Raw genomic sequence first — 16342 nt, 5'->3', positions numbered from 1 at the left:
TTTCAAAATGAAATTATTGTTATTCAATCACAAAAAAACGAGGGTGTTATTGAACCGATCCTCTATTTTAGCATTACCTCTTCTATTGTTTTTTCTTTCTTTGCAAAGTTGTCAAAAAAAGGAGTCTGTTGTCAAAGAAAAACCAATTTCAGATTTGTCTATCTATAATTTGCCTTCACAATGGACCTCACAAGAGGGTCAAAATATGGAGATGAAAGATTTAAAAGGCAAAGTTTTGGTTATGGTCATGATTTACACCTCCTGTAAAGCAGCTTGCCCTAGACTCGTTGCCGATATGAGAAACATAGAAAGTCGCTTACCTAACAAAATTAAAGACAAGGTGCAACTCATTTTGGTGAGTATTGATCCAAAAGTGGATACTCCAAAACGATTAAAGGCTTTTGCAATAGAAAATAAAATGGATGCCAAACCATGGCTTTTTCTTAGGTCTTCTGAAGAGAATACCCGTGAGTTTGCCGCAGTATTAGCCGTTAATTACAAAAAAGTTTCTCCTATAGATTTCTCTCATTCTAATATTATTAGTGTGTTTAATACTCAAGGTGAACTTGTTTTTCAGCAAGAAGGGTTAGGGGTGAATTCCGACGCCACGGTTAATAAAATTATTGAGGAGGCTGAACATTAAGATGAATTTGTAAAATAAACTACAGCAATAAGAGGTACATAATTTAAAATTTTTGCCGTAAGATTTATGTAATATGTTTTTGGTACTACAAAGAATTGAGTGGGTTTTGAAATAATTTTTTTAAAAAAAGTTAGCCACGACTCAAGCATAAGCAAACAGGTGAAACAATTGCACTAATTTACACGAAGGATAGCGTGTTTTAAATTTACAAATCTTGATGAAACCTTAAAATTAGTGTTATTCAAATTTTTGGATGATTGAATTTGTGATAATTCGTATAATTCGTAGTGAAATATTTTACCCACACACTTCTTAGTAGAACCTCTGTTTATGGTTTTCTGTACTATCCTATTTAGGCTTAATTATTTAATTTGTTAAAAACTAGAAATTGCATTTAAACTAGATGCAGATTCTAGTTTTTCTTTTTTAGTATAGTCTTAAAAGTCTTAAAAAAAACTTAATATTTTTTTTGAGTATGATATTTATCATAAAAAGACAGGCTTGTCCTTTTTATTTTTGTTGTAGAAAATTCTCAAGTATATATAAAGTAAATAAGTGAATTATGAAAGCAAGATGGATTAGAAGAATGTATCCGCCGCCAGAGTGGAGACCAGCAGTGCTTTTACTTATGGGCATAATAATCGGTTTAGGATTGTACATGCTAAAAATTGGTAACGTGGCCTCTTACGCCTCTGATGATCCAAAGGCTTGTATTAATTGTCACGTAATGAATGGTGAGTATGCCACTTGGTTGGTGTCTTCGCATGCTAAAAAAGCAACCTGTAATGATTGTCACGTACCTCATGACAATGTTTTTAACAAATACTTTTTTAAAGCAAAAGATGGTTTATATCATGCTTTTGTGTTCACTACAAGAACAGAACCCGAAGCTATCATCATGCACGAACCTGGTCAGAAGGTAGTAAAGGAAAATTGCATTCGTTGTCATGATCGACAATTGAAAAACCCGAAACAATCGGGATTGATGGCAGATTATGATGTACATCGAACCGATAGAAAATGTTGGGATTGTCATAGAGAAATGCCTCACGGTAGAACCAAAAGTTTGTCTACTTCCTCTATGTTAGGAAAAAAAACAACCGAAGAGGATGATAAAATGCCAGAATGGTTGGCAAAACAATTAGAAGAGAAAAAAACAAAAAAAAATAAATAAATAGAATTATCAAATGGATCCAATCAAAAAAAGAAACATAAGAAATTGGTCGTTTCTTATCGGTACCATCCTAATCGTATTTGTATTAGGAATCTTAGCCACTTCAATCATCGAGCGCAAATACGAATCTAGTTTTGCTGGTTTAGAAAAAAAAGATATTGACCAAAATGATCCTCGAAATGCCGTTTGGGGAGATCAATTTCCGCAGCAGTATGAGACCTATATGGCCACGCAAGACACCTCATTTAGAAGTATGTATAATGGTAGTGCCATGATTGATGAATTGGCCGAAAATCCAAAACTTGTAATTTTGTGGGCAGGCTACGCTTTTTCGAAAGATTACACTCAAGGTCGAGGTCATGCTTATGCAATCAAAGATATACGCAATACACTTCGTACGGGTAATTTGTATCCAAACGATACAACCAAAGGAATGCCAGGAACATGTTGGACATGTAAAAGCCCAGATGTACCGCGTATTATGGCCGAGAAGGGAGTAGCTGAATTTTACAAAACACCTTTTGAAAAATTAGGAGCCGAAATTGTAAATCCAATTGGTTGTGCCGATTGTCATGATTCTAAAACTATGAATTTGACCATTACACGCCCTGCTTTGATTGAAGCGTATGCCAAACAAGGAAAAGATATCAAAAAAGCAACACATAACGAGATGCGATCTTTAGTATGTGCCCAATGTCACGTGGAATATTATTTTGACAAAAAAACGGTTGAAAACCCAAAAGTTCCTTATTTGACTTTCCCATGGAAAAAAGGAATGACGGCTGAAAGCATCGAAAAATATTATGACGAAAAAGGCTTTGAAGATTGGGTACACCCGATAAGTAAAGCGAAAATGATTAAAGCGCAGCATCCTGATTACGAAACATTTACTACGGGAATTCATGCCAAAAAAGGCGTTTCTTGTGCCGATTGTCATATGCCTTATAAAACAGAAGGCGGAACGAAATTTACCGATCACCATTTACAATCTCCTTTGAATAATGTTCAAAATTCTTGTAATGTTTGTCATAGAGATGATGCCAATTCGTTAATTGACGATGTGTATACCCGTCAAAAAAGTATCAAGGAAAACGTAACTTCTTTAGAAGAAAACTTGGTTAAAGCGCATATCGAGGCAGGTCAAGCTTGGAAATTAGGAGCTAAAGAGGCTCAAATGAAAGATATCTTGATGGATATTCGTCACGCACAATGGCGTTGGGATTATGCCACTGCAGGTCATGGCGCTTCTTTTCATGCTCCTGTTGAAATTGGAAGAACGGTTTCTTCTGGTTTGGCAATTGCTATTGAGGCTCGTGTAAAATTAGCAAGAGTTTTAGCTGCTTTAGGTCAAAAAACGCCTGTTTCCATGCCTGATATTTCTACTAAAGCTAAAGCGCAAGAATACGTAGGTTTGAATATGAAAAAATTGCATGCCGACAAAGAAAAATGGAAAAAAGAAGTGTTGCCAACTTGGGATGCTAAGGCAAAGGAAAGAGAAAGTAAATATGGAAAATAAAACAAAGAACGAAGGTTCATGGGGGTATAGAGAATCGATAATTGTTGGGATTACGTTACTCTTGTTGGGAATTGTTTTGCAAATTCTATTGGGTAAGTCTGTAGAGTTAAGCCTGCAATGGCCCTTTAACCTGATCACTTTTGTTGTACATATTGTTATTTGTGTAATGGGTTTTGTGCTTTTTAAAAGTACGAAACCCATTCGTTGGATTACGCGTATCCCAGCCTCTATGGTATCCATCGTGATGGTGCTTTTTTTGACCATGCTTATTGGGACGATTCCTCAAGTTCCCGAACAAGAGGAAACCTTTATTACGCTGTTGGGTTTGAATAAAGTAATCCAAACCTGGTATTTTTTACTGCTAGTTTTCTTTTTCTCTACCGCTTTATTAATGGTAAGTATCAAGAGAATTAGTTTAGGGTTTCGTTCTAATTTAGGGTTTTTGGCCAATCATTTGGGGTTATATATCGCTCTAAATGCCGGAATTTTTGGATCAAGTGATTTGATTCGGTATACCATGGAACTCAAAGAAGGGAAAATATCATGGGTAGCCAATGACGAGAATAATAAAGCTATTGTCATGCCTATAGCTTTGGTTTTGGAGGATTTTGTTATGGAAGAATTTGCGCCAAAATTAGCGTTGATCAACCAAAAAGGAGAATTGATTAAAGAAAAAGGGAAAAACTTATTTTTAGTCAAAAAAGGTCTGAAGGTAGTGTTAGAAAACAACTATGCCGTTGAAGTCATAGATTATATTCCTGACGCCGTAAAGTTTGATGCTACCTATAGAGCCGTTAACCAAGAAGGTGCAACGCCTGCAGTGTATGTAAAAGTTACCAATGCCACTACCGGTTTTAATAAAAAAGGTTGGTTAGCATCAGGAACATTTTTGTACGATCAACAGTCTTTAGCTTTAGATCATCATCAGTTTTTGGTTTTGACTAAACCAGAACCTAAAAAGTTTAGCTCCAAAATTAAAGTCTTTACCGTAGACAAAGAAGAGTATGCTGCGGTTTTGGAAGTGAATAAACCCTTCGAAGTCATGGGTTGGAAAATGTATCAATTGAGTTATGATGACCGATTTGGAAAATTTTCGACCACGTCTACTATCGAATTGGTAAAAGATCCTTGGTTACCCGTAGTATATTTGGGTGTATTTATGATGATTGCTGGGGCAATCTATCTCTTTTTTATTGGCAATGTAAAATCTAAAAAAAATGATTGATTATAACTCCTTTTATTATATCAGTAGTGTTTTGTGGTTTTTTGCCATTATATTCCTGCTACTATCCTTTAAAAAATCAAATAAATTTTTAACCTTAGGTTTGGTTTTTAATGTCTTAGCAATACTTGTTATTTCAGGTTTTATTGTTTATTTATGGCAAGAATTGGATCGTCCTCCTATGCGAACTTTGGGTGAAACACGATTGTGGTATGCTTTGTTTTTACCCATTATCGGAACCGTTTTTTATATAAGATGGAAATATGTTTGGATCTTGTTTTACACCATTCTTATGGCGTTTCTTTTCTTAACACTTAATTATTTTAATCCTGACATGTACTCACAAACGCTGATGCCTGCTTTGCAAAGTCCTTGGTTTGTACCACATGTTATTGTGTATTTGTTTTCATATGCTGCGCTCGGAGTTTCTTGTATTGTAGCGATTAAAGAATTGATTCAACCATCAGAGAGAAGTCTTCAAATGGCTGATAATTTGGTTTACATTGGTACTGCCTTCTTGACCTTAGGATTGTTATTTGGGGCTTTGTGGGCCAAAGAAGCTTGGGGGCATTATTGGACTTGGGATCCCAAAGAAACTTGGGCTTTTCTTACGTGGATTGGGTATATCCTTTACATTCATTATCGTTTTTACCATCCTAGAGAAGATAAAAAGGCGATGTACTTGTTAGCATCTGCTTTTGTAATATTATTAATATGTTGGTTTGGAGTAAACTATCTTCCTACGGCTCAAAACAGTGTGCATACTTACACTAGTTAATTTAGAGTTGGTTTTTAATGCAAAAAGATACTAATTTGTAATTTTTTTAATAAATTTAACATAAAATGATTTTTATCATAATAAAGGACAAAAACATCTTCTACCTTTGAATCGTTATAAAATAAAAAAAATATGTGTATGACTACTTTGAAAAAAATATTACTGACTGTTTTTATAGTTGTAAATGCCAATGCAATTGCACAAGAATTTGATATAAATCTTCAATTACGCCCTCGTTTTGAATTCAGAAATGGTTTTAAAAGTCCTCTTTTAGATACAGAGGAAGCCACCTCGTTTATTGCACAACGTTCTCGATTGAATCTTGCTTTTCACCAAGAAAGATTGACCGCCAAATTAAGTGTTCAAGACATTCGGACTTGGGGCGATGCAGCTACGACGGCCACAGCAGGTAAAAATGGTTTGGCTGTTTTTGAAGCTTGGGCCAAATACCATTTTAATGAAAATTGGAGCACAACATTAGGCAGACAGGTACTTTCTTATGATAACGAGAGGATTATGGGGGGAATTGATTGGTTGCAACAAGGGCAAAGTCACGACGCAGCATTAATCAGCTACAAAAAAGAGAATAGCCTTTTGGATTTAGGTTTTGCATTAAATGCTAATGCTGAGAATTTGGTAGCCCCCACAACACCCTATACTACAAATTATAAAGCAATGCAATATGCTTGGTTGCACCATAATTGGACAAAGGTTGGTTTGAGTTTGTTATTTTTAAATACAGGTTACGAATTTCAGAAAAGTTCAAACGATTTAGAAGTAGATTACAAACAAACTTTTGGAACGTACATAACGTTCAAAGACAAAAAATGGGATGCTAATTTTGGATTTTACGGACAAACAGGGCAAAGCGTAGGTAAGCAACTTGGTGCGTGGTATGCTTCAGGTTATGTAAATTATGCTATTGTCGATAGTTTTTCTGCAGGATTAGGCTATGAATTTCTTTCGGGAAAAGATCAAAATGATACTGATACGAAGCTAAAATCCTTTACACCCTTATTTGGTACTAATCATGCGTTCAACGGTTTGATGGACTATTTTTATGTTGGAAATCATCAAAATAATGTGGGTTTACAAGATGCTTATTTGAAATTAAATTACAAAAACAAGCAATGGCAATTTACTTTGGTACCACATATTTTCAATGCTCCCAATAAAGTTTTTGACGCACAAGGGGAGCAAATGGATAGCTATTTAGGAACAGAAATTGATTTGACCGCGTCTTATGTAGCGCAAAAAGACATTGTAATTACCGGTGGATTTTCTCAAATATTTACGTCTACTACTTTAGAGCGAGTAAAGAATGTTACTAACGCTGCAAATGCCAATAATTGGGCTTGGCTAATGGTGTCTTTTAGTCCAAAATTGTTTAGTACGCACAAGAATTAAATTTAAATAACTGATTTACAGATATTTTTGATTAAATTAGATACTTGTAAAGTTCTTTTATCTGATTTTAAAGTTTTACCATAAATTTTAAACGGCATTCTCTATGAATAACTTAGCGCAATCTCATAAAATCCTTTTTCTAAATACCCTGGCTTTTACCATTTGTTTTGCCTGTTGGACACTTAATGGTGTATTAGTTACTTTTTTGGTAGATAGAGGCATATTTAACTGGAGTGTGGTTGAAGTGGGGTGGCTTCTCGGAATTCCAATTCTTTCAGGGTCAATATTTAGATTACCAATTGGTATTTTGACGGATAAATTTGGTGGAAAAATAGTTTTTTCTACTTTATTACTACTCTGCGCAATTCCGTTGTTTTTATTGCCTTTTGCTACTAGTTTTTGGAGTTTTGCCGTTTTGAGTTTTCTTTTTGGGATGGTGGGTACCAGTTTTGCAGTAGGCATTGGGTTTACTTCGGTTTGGTATCCACAACATTGGCAGGGTAGAGCCTTAGGGATTTTTGGAATGGGAAATGCCGGTGCCGCTATCACAACTTTTGTAGCTCCCACTTTACTTACAAATTTTTCTCAAGATAATCCTGCAGAGGGTTGGAAAATGTTGCCCGTCACTTATGGTGTAGTCTTAGTCGTGATAGGATTGCTTTTTATCTTTTTGGCTAAAAATAAAAAACCAGCTGTTGAAGCTAAAGAGCTTAAAAATCTTCTAAAACCTTTACAATCGATGCGTGTTTGGCGTTTTGGAGCGTATTACTTTTTGGTTTTTGGATGTTTTGTAGCGTATTCCCAATGGTTGTTACCCAATTTTATGAACGTTTACCAAACTTCATTGGTAATGGGCGGTATGTTTGCCACCTTATTTAGTTTGCCCTCGGGTGTAATCAGAGCTTTTGGTGGGTATTTATCGGATAAGTTTGGGGCACGAAAAGTAATGTATTGGGTATTGGGTTCCTCTATTGTAATCAGCTTTTTATTGATGTTTCCAAAAATGGAAATATTTACCGCAGGTCCAGGTGTTTTGGCTACCGAAAGTGGGGTAGTAACCCAAGTGAGTTCTAGTGCCATACTAATTGACAATAACGTACATACTGTAATTCCTCGGAAAACTGTTGAACACGATAAAACTGCCATTTTACCTGAAAAAGCATCTTGGCAAGAAATTGTGGTGAAGCAGAATCAAGCGGTCAAAAAGAAAGAACTAATCGCTAAAGGGGTCACACAAATTAAGTTTGAAGCGAACATGTGGGTATACTTAGTTTTAGTCATTTTGATTGGGATTTCTTGGGGAATTGGTAAAGCAGCAGTTTACAAACATATTCCAGAGTATTTTCCAAATGAAGTGGGTGTAGTTGGAGGAATGGTTGGATTAATAGGTGGTTTGGGTGGTTTTTTTGGGCCCATTATTTTTGGGTATTTGCTCAGTACCACTGGTCTGTGGACGAGTTCTTGGATTTTCATTTTTGCTATTTCAACGATTTGTTTGCTTTGGATGCACAAAACCATTATCAAAGCCATTCGCGTTCAAATCCCTCAATTTTCAAAACATATCGAACATGAGTAAATAAAGCCTTTAGAATAACCATAAAGACCATTCAAAATAATTATTTAAAAAATATTGTTAACTTAAACAGAACATCATATGAAAACATGGCTAGACAAGTGGGAACCAGAAGACAATGCCTTTTGGGAAAACACCGGTAGTGCAATCGCTTGGAAAACACTCACCATTACTACACTTTCATTAATCTTATCCTTTGCTTCGTGGTTCATGATGAGTGTCATTGCTGTAAAATTACCCGGACTTGGATTTGCCTTTTCAAAAGACGAATTGTTTTGGTTGGTGGCTATTCCTGGTTTAGCAGCTGGTTTTCTTAGAATCATTCACACCTTTATTCTGCCAATTTTCGGTACAAGACATGTAGTAGCATGGGCAACTTTAATCAAATTGATTCCTGTAGTAGGTATTGGATTTGCGGTTATGGATACCAACACTCCCTTTTGGGTATTTGCTATTTTAGCTTTTACCTGTGGTTTTGGTGGAGGAGATTTCTCATCTTACATGCCCAGTACTAGTTTGTTTTTTCCTAAACGATTAAAAGGAACCGCATTGGGTATTCAAGCGGGTATTGGTAATTTTGGGGTGTCTTTGGCTCAATTTGTTACCCCGCTTATTTTGGGTGTTAGTCTTTATGGCGCTAGTGCTGTTTTTACTAGTATTGATGCTAAAGAGGCGCTGTCCGTTTTTCAAACTGTAGAGCCAAGCAAGCAAAAAGAAGTGTTTAGTGCATTAGATGCACAAGTACAAACCGCCTTGTTGACTTCCGTAAAGCCCGCTGTTCTAGATTCCGTAAAAGCTACGATGAGTACTACTGATGATGCGACTCTATTTGTTGCATTACCCGCAAAAGCAAAAGCCAAAGTAATGGCGAATGCTGACCCAAAATTAGCTGAAAAAATAATGAATCAGTTGAGCCCTGATACTAAGGCCGTAGTAAATAAAACCATTTATATTCAATCGGCAGCCTTTTGGTATGTTCCATTTCTTATCATTTTATCGATTATCAGCTGGTTTTACCTCAGAAGTATTCCGATGCATTCTTCTATAAAAGAACAATTGGATATTTTTGGCAACAAACATACTTGGTATTGTACCATAACTTATGTCATGACTTTCGGAACATTTGCTGGATTATCCGCCGCATTTCCCTTAATGATTAAGTTCTTATATGGTGATTTTCCCAACGCTCCCGATCCTTTAGTGTACGCTTTTTATGGACCCTTAATTGGTTCTGCAAGCCGTGTGGCTTTTGGTTTTGTAGCTGATAAAGTGGGAGGCGCTATATTGACAACGCTGACAGGAGTGGGGATTATTGGAGGCGCTATTGTTTTAATTACCCAAGGACTGGTTGCGCCAACTAGTTTAGATCAATTCCCAATGTTTGTAGGGGTTATATTTTTAATGTTCTTTTTTACTGGTGTGGGTAATGCTGGAACCTTTAGACAATACCCTATCATATTTGCAGATAACCAACGTCAGGCTGCAGGAGTAATCGGTTGGACAGCTGCCATAGCGGCTTTCGGTCCATTTATATTTTCTAAATTGATTGGAAATAATTTAACCGCAAACGGTACTGTAAATCAGTTTTTTATAGGCTTGATTTTATTTAGTATCTTAGCTACTGTCATCAATTGGTGGTTCTACAATAGAAAAGGTTGCGAGAAACCGAGTTAGTATACATTTTGAGTAATTAATTTAGTAGGTTATACCATGAAAAATAAAAATCTCAATACAAAAGCTTTACTAATTGCAACAGGTCTCTCTATTGTGATGATTGCTTTGGTGTTTTTTGGTTCCAGAAAATTGCAAAATTTCGATGCGGCTTTAATTACGTATTTGTTTGGAACGGTTTTCGCTTTTTTCGGAATTGTCTATCGCTATTCGGTGTGGTTGCAACGACCGCCCACTTGGATTTACTTCAAAAGAGGCATTACGTATTTGGTTACTGGAAAGGTGTTTTCTCATTTTTGGTTTGCTACCAAAGAGTCTATTGAAAATATCGCTTTTCAAAAGTTTATTTATCCTAGAGGAAAATACCGTTGGCTGGCGCATTTTATGATAGCCGTGGGTTGTACCTCTGCTTTTTTGATTACTATTCCACTCACCTTCGGTTGGATTCACTTTGCTATGGCACCCAATACCATTTCTACCTATGAAGCCTATTTCTTTGGATTTAAAGTAATGGATTTTGAACTCGATTCCATCATAGCGTTTCTCACTTTTCATGCCTTGAATTGGTCTTCTTATTTAGTAATTTTTGGGTCTTTATATTATTTAAGAAGACGTTTGACCAATCCCGGTTTGATTGCTACTCAAACTTTTGAAGGTGATTTATTGCCGCTGATTTTGTTGATTGCTATTTCAGTGACAGGTTTAGGTTTGACTTATTCGTATCAATTCATGAAAGGATTCGCCTTTGATTTCTTGGCGGTTTTACATGCCGTAACTGTGATTTTGTTTTTGATTTGGATTCCCTTTGGAAAGTTTTTTCACATCATTCAAAGACCCGCTCAAATTGGCGCACATATCTATAAAAAACAAGGTATGAAAATGGGTATGGCCGTATGTCCTCATACTGGAGAAGAATTTGCTACCAAATTACACATCCAAGACTTGAAAACGGTTACAGAAGAATTAGGATTCGATTTTTCGCATGAAGATGGTACTTCTCATTTGGATTTGAGCCCAGAAGGCAAAAGATCACGATTGGCACAAGCCCATTTGAAGGCAAGACAAGCGGGAGGGAATTTGTTTGGATAAAAACTATAGCAAAAAGCACAGTCGGGCAAATAATTAAATTGTCCTTGTGTTTAAGAATTAAATGAATAAGATAGCAAGGTTAAACTGAAAAGCTGTCTTTTTCTAAATAAATTATTCATAAACTAACATCATCGCAAAGCTATAAAGTCATAATTAAAATAAAAATTGCGTCTTTGTGTCTTAGCGGTAAAAAAAAACATAAAATGGCAAAATTACCCGTATCAGAAGAAAACATTATTGCCAAGTTTGGTCCACACTTAAATTATGCTCCCAAAGATGGCTATGAAGGTAGAGATGAACCCGATAAAAATGTAAAAACCCATTGTTGTTTTTGTGGCATGCAATGCGGTATCGAATTGTTGGTCAAAGACAACAAAGTGGTGGGGTTTGAGCCTTGGATGGAATTTCCGTTTAATGAAGGAAGATTGTGTCCCAAAGGCGTACAACGCTATTTGCAGAACAACCACCCCGACCGATTACTCTCACCTTTAAAGAGGGTAGAAGGACAGGGATTTATGCCTACTAGTTGGGATGACGCCATGGAAAAAACCGTTTCTGAAATTCAACGTATTCAAGAAAAATATGGGAAAGATGCTTTTTCGATGCTCTCCGGTGTTTCCTTGACCAATGAAAAAAGTTATTTGGTGGGTAAATTTGCTAGAGTCGCTTTGAAAACCAAAAACTTAGACTACAACGGTCGTTTGTGTATGGTGAGCGCTGGAGCGGGTAATAAGAAAGCTTTTGGTTTGGATAGAGCCTCTAATAATTATTCCGATTTAGAATATGCTGAAGTCATTATTGTGGCGGGAGCCAATATTAGCGAAACGTTTCCGACCTTAACCCATTGGATTTGGAAAGCCCGCGATCGTGGTGCTAAGATTATTGTGGTAGATCCGCGCATGATTCCTCTCGCTAGAACTGCCGATATTCATTTGGATGTTCGTCCGGGAACGGATTCTGCCTTGTATGGAGCCATGTTAAACTATTTAGTAGCGCATGATCTTTTGGATCATGATTTTATTGATAATTACACTTCTGGATTTCAAGAAACCATTGATGCAGTAAAAGACTATACGTTAGAATGGGCTGAGGAAGTAACAGGAATCGATAAGAATAAAATACAAGCTGCGGCCGAATTATGGGGCAAAGCCAAAACTAGTTTTTTATTACACGCTCGAGGAATAGAACACCATTCCAAAGGTGTGGACAATGTTGTAGGTTGTATTAATCTCGTATTGGCTACGGGTAGAATCGGGAAACCTTATTGTGGTTACGGAACAATAACTGGGCAAGGAAATGGTCAAGGTGGTAGAGAACACGGGCATAAATGTGATCAATTGCCTGGCAATCGAGATATCGAAAATCCAGAACACCGTAAATATATTTCGGAAGTTTGGGGTATCAATGAAAAGGATTTACCCGGAAAAGGATTGTCTGCTTACGAAATTATAGAAGCCATTCATCGTGGAGAAATAAAAGGATTACTTTCGATTTGTTTCAATCCTCTGGTGTCTTTGCCAAATAGCAATTACGTTCGCGAAGCCTTAGAAAAATTAGAATATTATGTTGCTATCGACTTTTTCTTGAATGAAACAGCTCGTCATGCCGATATGATTTTGGCGGGTTCTTTACAAGAAGAGGAGGAAGGTACCACCACCTCGGCAGAAGGGCGCGTTATCCGTATTCGTCAAGCGGTAACCCCACCGGGTGATGCCAGAACGGATACTTCCATTTTATTAGAGTTAGCGGATCGTTTGGGGGCCAAAGATAAATTTACCTACGACAACAGTGAAGCCATTTTTAATGAATTGCGAGTAGCGTCCAAAGGAGGAACAGCCGATTATAATGGAATTACCTATAAAAGAATAGAAGATAATATGGGCATTTTTTGGCCATGTCCTACAGAAGATCACCCCGGAACCCCACGCCTTTGGGAAGATAGAAAGTTTAAAACCCCCGATGGGAAAGCCCATTTTAACCCAGCACCATATAAATTGCCAGGTGAAGTAGTCGATGCAGAATATCCCGTGGTTTTGACAACAGGTCGAGTGGTTTCGCAGTATTTGAGTGGTACGCAAACCCGAAGAATAGGGAAATTAGTAGATCAATTTCCAGAACCCTTACTAGAAATTCATCCCAAATTAGCTCAGCAATATGGTATCCAACAAAGAGAATTGGTAAAAGTGTCCACCCGAAGGGGAGAAGGAATTTTTCCAGCGAATATCGTTGAAACCATCAGAGAGGATACGGTTTTTATCCCTTATCATTGGTCAGGAAAAAAATCAGCGAATCAGTTAACACCCGGAACTTTAGATCCCGTTTCTAAAATACCCGAATTTAAAGTGAGTGCTTGCCATTTGGAACCTCTAAAAGAAATAGCGGGGCCATCTACAGAATCAACAGCTTATGCTAGTGTTTAATCTATAAAAAAGAAATATGAACTACACCAGTTTCAATACAAACGAGGAATTTTTTGTAGACATGCAACGATGTATAGGCTGCAAAGCGTGTGAGATGGCTTGTGCCGAATGCGAAACCAATGGGCAAGATTCTATGATTCATGTCAATTATGTAGATAGAGCTTCGACCATTCAAACTACGGTGCAGGTTTGTATGCATTGCGAGGACCCCGTGTGTGCCAATGTGTGTCCAGCCGATGCCATTTCAAAAGATGAATTTGGAATAGTGCATACTGCGAATACCGAGCGTTGTATCGGTTGTTCCAATTGTGTGATGGCTTGTCCGTTTGGCGTGCCTAAAAAGGAAGAATCCTACGATTTGATGATGAAGTGTACCATGTGTTATGACCGAACCAGCATTGGCAAAAAACCGATGTGCGCTACCGTTTGTCCAAGTGGGGCTTTGTTTTATGGTACCAGAGCTGAAATTGAAGAAATGCGACCTAATAGCACCCCTGTCAATACGTTTGTTTTTGGAAAAGAAGTAGTCAATACCAAAGTCAATATTATGATGCCCAAAGGAAGTACGGAATTAATCATTTATTAGAAATTACCAACTCCAAAGGTAATTTCACAGCACATTGAACACCCATAACTGACAATCTATAACCGAAAACCCATAACCGATAACTGATAACCGAAAACAGATAACTGTCTTATGTCAAAAGAAGATAATTTAAATAAAAATTGGAAAAAGGATTTTCCAATTCTCAAGCAACAAGCGAGTAATGTGAGTCGCCGCGATTTTGCCAAATTCCTCACCTTGGTTTCTGGCGGATTGATGGTGGGAAGTGGACTAGTTGCGGCCAAAGCCTATATACTCCCAAAAGAAGAAGTAGAAGGCGAACATTTCGTGTGTAAAAAAGACGAAATTCCTGTAGGAGGTACTCGTGCTTTTGTGATTGAAGGCAGCACCATCCCTTATATTTTAATTCATTTAGAATCGGGGGAATTCAAAGCCTATGAACAAAAGTGTACCCATTTGTCTTGCTCTGTTTTTTACAAACCCGGTACGGATATTATTTATTGTCCTTGCCATAATGGTTCTTTTGATGCCAAAACAGGAGAGGTATTAGCAGGCCCTCCGCCAAGAGCATTGCCAAATCTAGAAGTATTTTTAAAGGGGAATGACATTTTTGTAAAAGCTTCCAGCAGTGAAGCACAGTCGGTTTAAACTGAGCAAAAAGTATCAGTAATGCAAATAGACCATAAACTTAAAACAAACGGATAAATGAGCACTTTTAGAACCCGTCAAAATCAAGCGAATCCCAATAAACTGAATAATATTCTCTCCACCTTGATATTTATATTGATATTGAATGTTACGATACAAATTTGGTTGTTGTATGCTTCTTTGAACAATGCTTTAGAAAATAATCGGGAGATTTTGATTCCGGCATTTATTGCTTCACTGATTCTTTTTTTAATTGGTTTTGGATGGTTGTATTATTTGCCTTCAGGAAATAAACAACAACAATAAATGCAATTTATGTTACATTCTGACACCGTAAAATCAATTCGGAATTGTACTTTTGAATGCATCAAAAACTAATTTTATGATTACCGTTTCAGAAGCGTTTTCAATTTTACAAAATAATCTACCTACTCCTAAAGAAGAAAATTGCTCTTTGCTCGAAGCTAGAAAAAAGACACTTTCACAGTCCATCCTTTCTCCAATCCACATGCCGCCTTTTCGACAATCGGCTATGGATGGTTATGCGGTTGGTATACACGATAAGCTGACCTATCAAATTATTGGTGAAATCAAAGCGGGCGATGCCGAATCTTTTGTTTTGCAACCCGGTCAAGCGGTGAAGATTTTCACAGGGGCTCCTGTCCCAGATACAGCCCAAGCTATGATTCCGATTGAAAAAGTTACTGTGACACAATCGGTTTTGACAGTACAAAGTGTGCCAAAACTAGAGGATAACATTCGGCCGATAGGCGAACAAATCAAAAAAGGAGAGCTAGCCCTAGAAAAAGGAACTGAGTTGGATGCCGCAGCCATAGGTTTTTTGGCGGCTTTAGGAATAACGACTGTCCCGGTATATAAAAAACCAAGTGTTGGAATAGTAGTAACGGGTAACGAATTGCTTACCCCAGGTACACCTTTAACGTATGGGAAAGTGTATGAAAGCAATGGTGTAATGCTTGAAGCGGCTTTAATGGATGCTTTTTTTCAAGAGGTTACGCGTTACGCTGTAAAAGATGATTTTGAAAGTACCAAAAACACCCTCCAAACCGCCATTGAAAAGCACGATGTGATTTTGGTTTCTGGCGGAATATCAGTAGGGGATTATGATTTTGTTGCCCAAGCATTGCAAGAGTTAGAAGTAAAGAAGTTATTTCACAAAGTCAATCAAAAGCCGGGGAAGCCTCTTTTTGCCGGAAAAGTAAATGAAAAGATGATTTTTGCATTGCCTGGAAATCCAGCCGCTTGTTTGACCTGTTTTTATGTGTATGTGTTACCTACCTTAAAAAGAATTTCTGGACAGATTACGCAATATGAAGCAAGGAATAGCTTGCCATTAGAACATCATCTTTCTGTAAACAACAGCCGAGCTCAATTTTTGAAAGCAAAAATCACGAATGGTAAAGTGGCGATTCTATCGCATCAGGCTTCTTCTATGTTAAATACTTTTTCAACAGCAAATGCTTTAGTATATGTAGTTGATGGGAATTATGAATTGAAAGAAAATGAATTAGTTACGGTATATGGGGTAAAGAATTAGTATTTTATTTGCAAAAAGATAATACTATTTTTATACTTTTATGTAAAATATAATGCAACTATTGATTAGTTAGTTTAA

At 37.0% G+C, this 16342-nt stretch carries 14 protein-coding genes; all 14 read left to right on the top strand.

Annotated features, from left to right (window positions below; all coding sequences use genetic code 11):
* The first annotated feature begins 7 nt into the window (after positions 1–7).
* The gene (locus ACZ1AQ_RS12825) at positions 8–643 is read left to right on the top strand and encodes an SCO family protein (RefSeq protein ID WP_489633283.1); all 636 of its coding nucleotides are present in this window, start codon (positions 8–10) and stop codon (positions 641–643) included.
* Between the two features lie 562 nt (positions 644–1205).
* Entirely contained in the window at positions 1206–1817 is a 612-nt protein-coding gene (gene nrfH / locus ACZ1AQ_RS12820) for a cytochrome c nitrite reductase small subunit (protein ID WP_489633282.1), read from the top strand.
* Between the two features lie 37 nt (positions 1818–1854).
* Positions 1855–3333 carry an ammonia-forming cytochrome c nitrite reductase gene (nrfA, locus tag ACZ1AQ_RS12815; protein ID WP_489633380.1) on the top strand — a complete coding sequence of 493 codons (1479 nt, stop codon included), beginning with the start codon at positions 1855–1857 and terminating at the stop codon, positions 3331–3333.
* Positions 3323–4558, top strand: a complete 1236-nt coding sequence (locus tag ACZ1AQ_RS12810) for a cytochrome c biogenesis ResB family protein (protein ID WP_489633281.1) — start codon at positions 3323–3325, stop codon at positions 4556–4558. Before nrfA ends, ACZ1AQ_RS12810 begins: the two co-directional genes overlap by 11 nt.
* Positions 4551–5333 carry a cytochrome c biogenesis protein CcsA gene (gene ccsA / locus ACZ1AQ_RS12805; RefSeq protein ID WP_489633280.1) on the top strand — a complete coding sequence of 261 codons (783 nt, stop codon included), beginning with the start codon at positions 4551–4553 and terminating at the stop codon, positions 5331–5333. Before ACZ1AQ_RS12810 ends, ccsA begins: the two co-directional genes overlap by 8 nt.
* A 138-nt stretch (positions 5334–5471) precedes the next feature.
* On the top strand, positions 5472–6740 hold the full coding sequence (locus tag ACZ1AQ_RS12800) for an alginate export family protein (RefSeq protein ID WP_489633279.1): 1269 nt from the start codon (positions 5472–5474) through the stop codon (positions 6738–6740).
* A gap of 103 nt (positions 6741–6843) precedes the next feature.
* A complete protein-coding gene (locus tag ACZ1AQ_RS12795) occupies positions 6844–8316 on the top strand; it encodes an MFS transporter (protein ID WP_489633278.1) in 1473 nt (490 codons plus the stop codon).
* A gap of 78 nt (positions 8317–8394) precedes the next feature.
* Positions 8395–9987 carry an MFS transporter gene (locus tag ACZ1AQ_RS12790; RefSeq protein ID WP_489633277.1) on the top strand — a complete coding sequence of 531 codons (1593 nt, stop codon included), beginning with the start codon at positions 8395–8397 and terminating at the stop codon, positions 9985–9987.
* 36 nt (positions 9988–10023) lie between these two features.
* Entirely contained in the window at positions 10024–11073 is a 1050-nt protein-coding gene (locus ACZ1AQ_RS12785) for an MFS transporter (RefSeq protein WP_489633276.1), read from the top strand.
* Between the two features lie 203 nt (positions 11074–11276).
* Positions 11277–13493, top strand: a complete 2217-nt coding sequence (locus ACZ1AQ_RS12780) for a molybdopterin oxidoreductase family protein (protein ID WP_489633275.1) — start codon at positions 11277–11279, stop codon at positions 13491–13493.
* 16 nt (positions 13494–13509) lie between these two features.
* Positions 13510–14079 carry a 4Fe-4S dicluster domain-containing protein gene (locus ACZ1AQ_RS12775; RefSeq protein ID WP_463339871.1) on the top strand — a complete coding sequence of 190 codons (570 nt, stop codon included), beginning with the start codon at positions 13510–13512 and terminating at the stop codon, positions 14077–14079.
* A gap of 111 nt (positions 14080–14190) precedes the next feature.
* Positions 14191–14706: a Rieske (2Fe-2S) protein gene (locus tag ACZ1AQ_RS12770; protein ID WP_489633274.1), complete on the top strand. Its 516-nt coding sequence runs from the start codon at positions 14191–14193 to the stop codon at positions 14704–14706.
* Positions 14707–14763: 57 nt separating this feature from the next.
* Positions 14764–15012, top strand: coding sequence for a DUF6755 family protein (locus tag ACZ1AQ_RS12765; protein WP_159686467.1), 249 nt, complete (start codon positions 14764–14766; stop codon positions 15010–15012).
* A gap of 76 nt (positions 15013–15088) precedes the next feature.
* Complete coding sequence (locus ACZ1AQ_RS12760; protein WP_489633273.1) at positions 15089–16264, top strand: molybdopterin molybdotransferase MoeA; 1176 nt, start codon at positions 15089–15091, stop codon at positions 16262–16264.
* The last annotated feature ends 78 nt before the right edge of the window (positions 16265–16342 follow it).

This window comes from Flavobacterium sp. UM26, from assembly GCF_057922445.1.
This window is presented reverse-complemented; position numbering and strand designations above follow the sequence as displayed.

What these genes read in the sequence shown, in the direction of transcription:
- ACZ1AQ_RS12795 (WP_489633278.1), top strand. Translation starts at nt 6,844, where the DNA reads ATGAATAACTTAGCGCAATCTCATAAAATCCTTTTTCTAAATACCCTG.
- ACZ1AQ_RS12785 (WP_489633276.1), top strand. Translation starts at nt 10,024, where the DNA reads ATGAAAAATAAAAATCTCAATACAAAAGCTTTACTAATTGCAACAGGT.
- nrfH (WP_489633282.1), top strand. Translation starts at nt 1,206, where the DNA reads ATGAAAGCAAGATGGATTAGAAGAATGTATCCGCCGCCAGAGTGGAGA.
- ACZ1AQ_RS12760 (WP_489633273.1), top strand. Translation starts at nt 15,089, where the DNA reads ATGATTACCGTTTCAGAAGCGTTTTCAATTTTACAAAATAATCTACCT.
- ACZ1AQ_RS12770 (WP_489633274.1), top strand. Translation starts at nt 14,191, where the DNA reads ATGTCAAAAGAAGATAATTTAAATAAAAATTGGAAAAAGGATTTTCCA.
- ACZ1AQ_RS12765 (WP_159686467.1), top strand. Translation starts at nt 14,764, where the DNA reads ATGAGCACTTTTAGAACCCGTCAAAATCAAGCGAATCCCAATAAACTG.
- ACZ1AQ_RS12800 (WP_489633279.1), top strand. Translation starts at nt 5,472, where the DNA reads ATGACTACTTTGAAAAAAATATTACTGACTGTTTTTATAGTTGTAAAT.
- ACZ1AQ_RS12790 (WP_489633277.1), top strand. Translation starts at nt 8,395, where the DNA reads ATGAAAACATGGCTAGACAAGTGGGAACCAGAAGACAATGCCTTTTGG.
- ccsA (WP_489633280.1), top strand. Translation starts at nt 4,551, where the DNA reads ATGATTGATTATAACTCCTTTTATTATATCAGTAGTGTTTTGTGGTTT.
- ACZ1AQ_RS12825 (WP_489633283.1), top strand. Translation starts at nt 8, where the DNA reads ATGAAATTATTGTTATTCAATCACAAAAAAACGAGGGTGTTATTGAAC.
- ACZ1AQ_RS12775 (WP_463339871.1), top strand. Translation starts at nt 13,510, where the DNA reads ATGAACTACACCAGTTTCAATACAAACGAGGAATTTTTTGTAGACATG.
- ACZ1AQ_RS12780 (WP_489633275.1), top strand. Translation starts at nt 11,277, where the DNA reads ATGGCAAAATTACCCGTATCAGAAGAAAACATTATTGCCAAGTTTGGT.
- ACZ1AQ_RS12810 (WP_489633281.1), top strand. Translation starts at nt 3,323, where the DNA reads ATGGAAAATAAAACAAAGAACGAAGGTTCATGGGGGTATAGAGAATCG.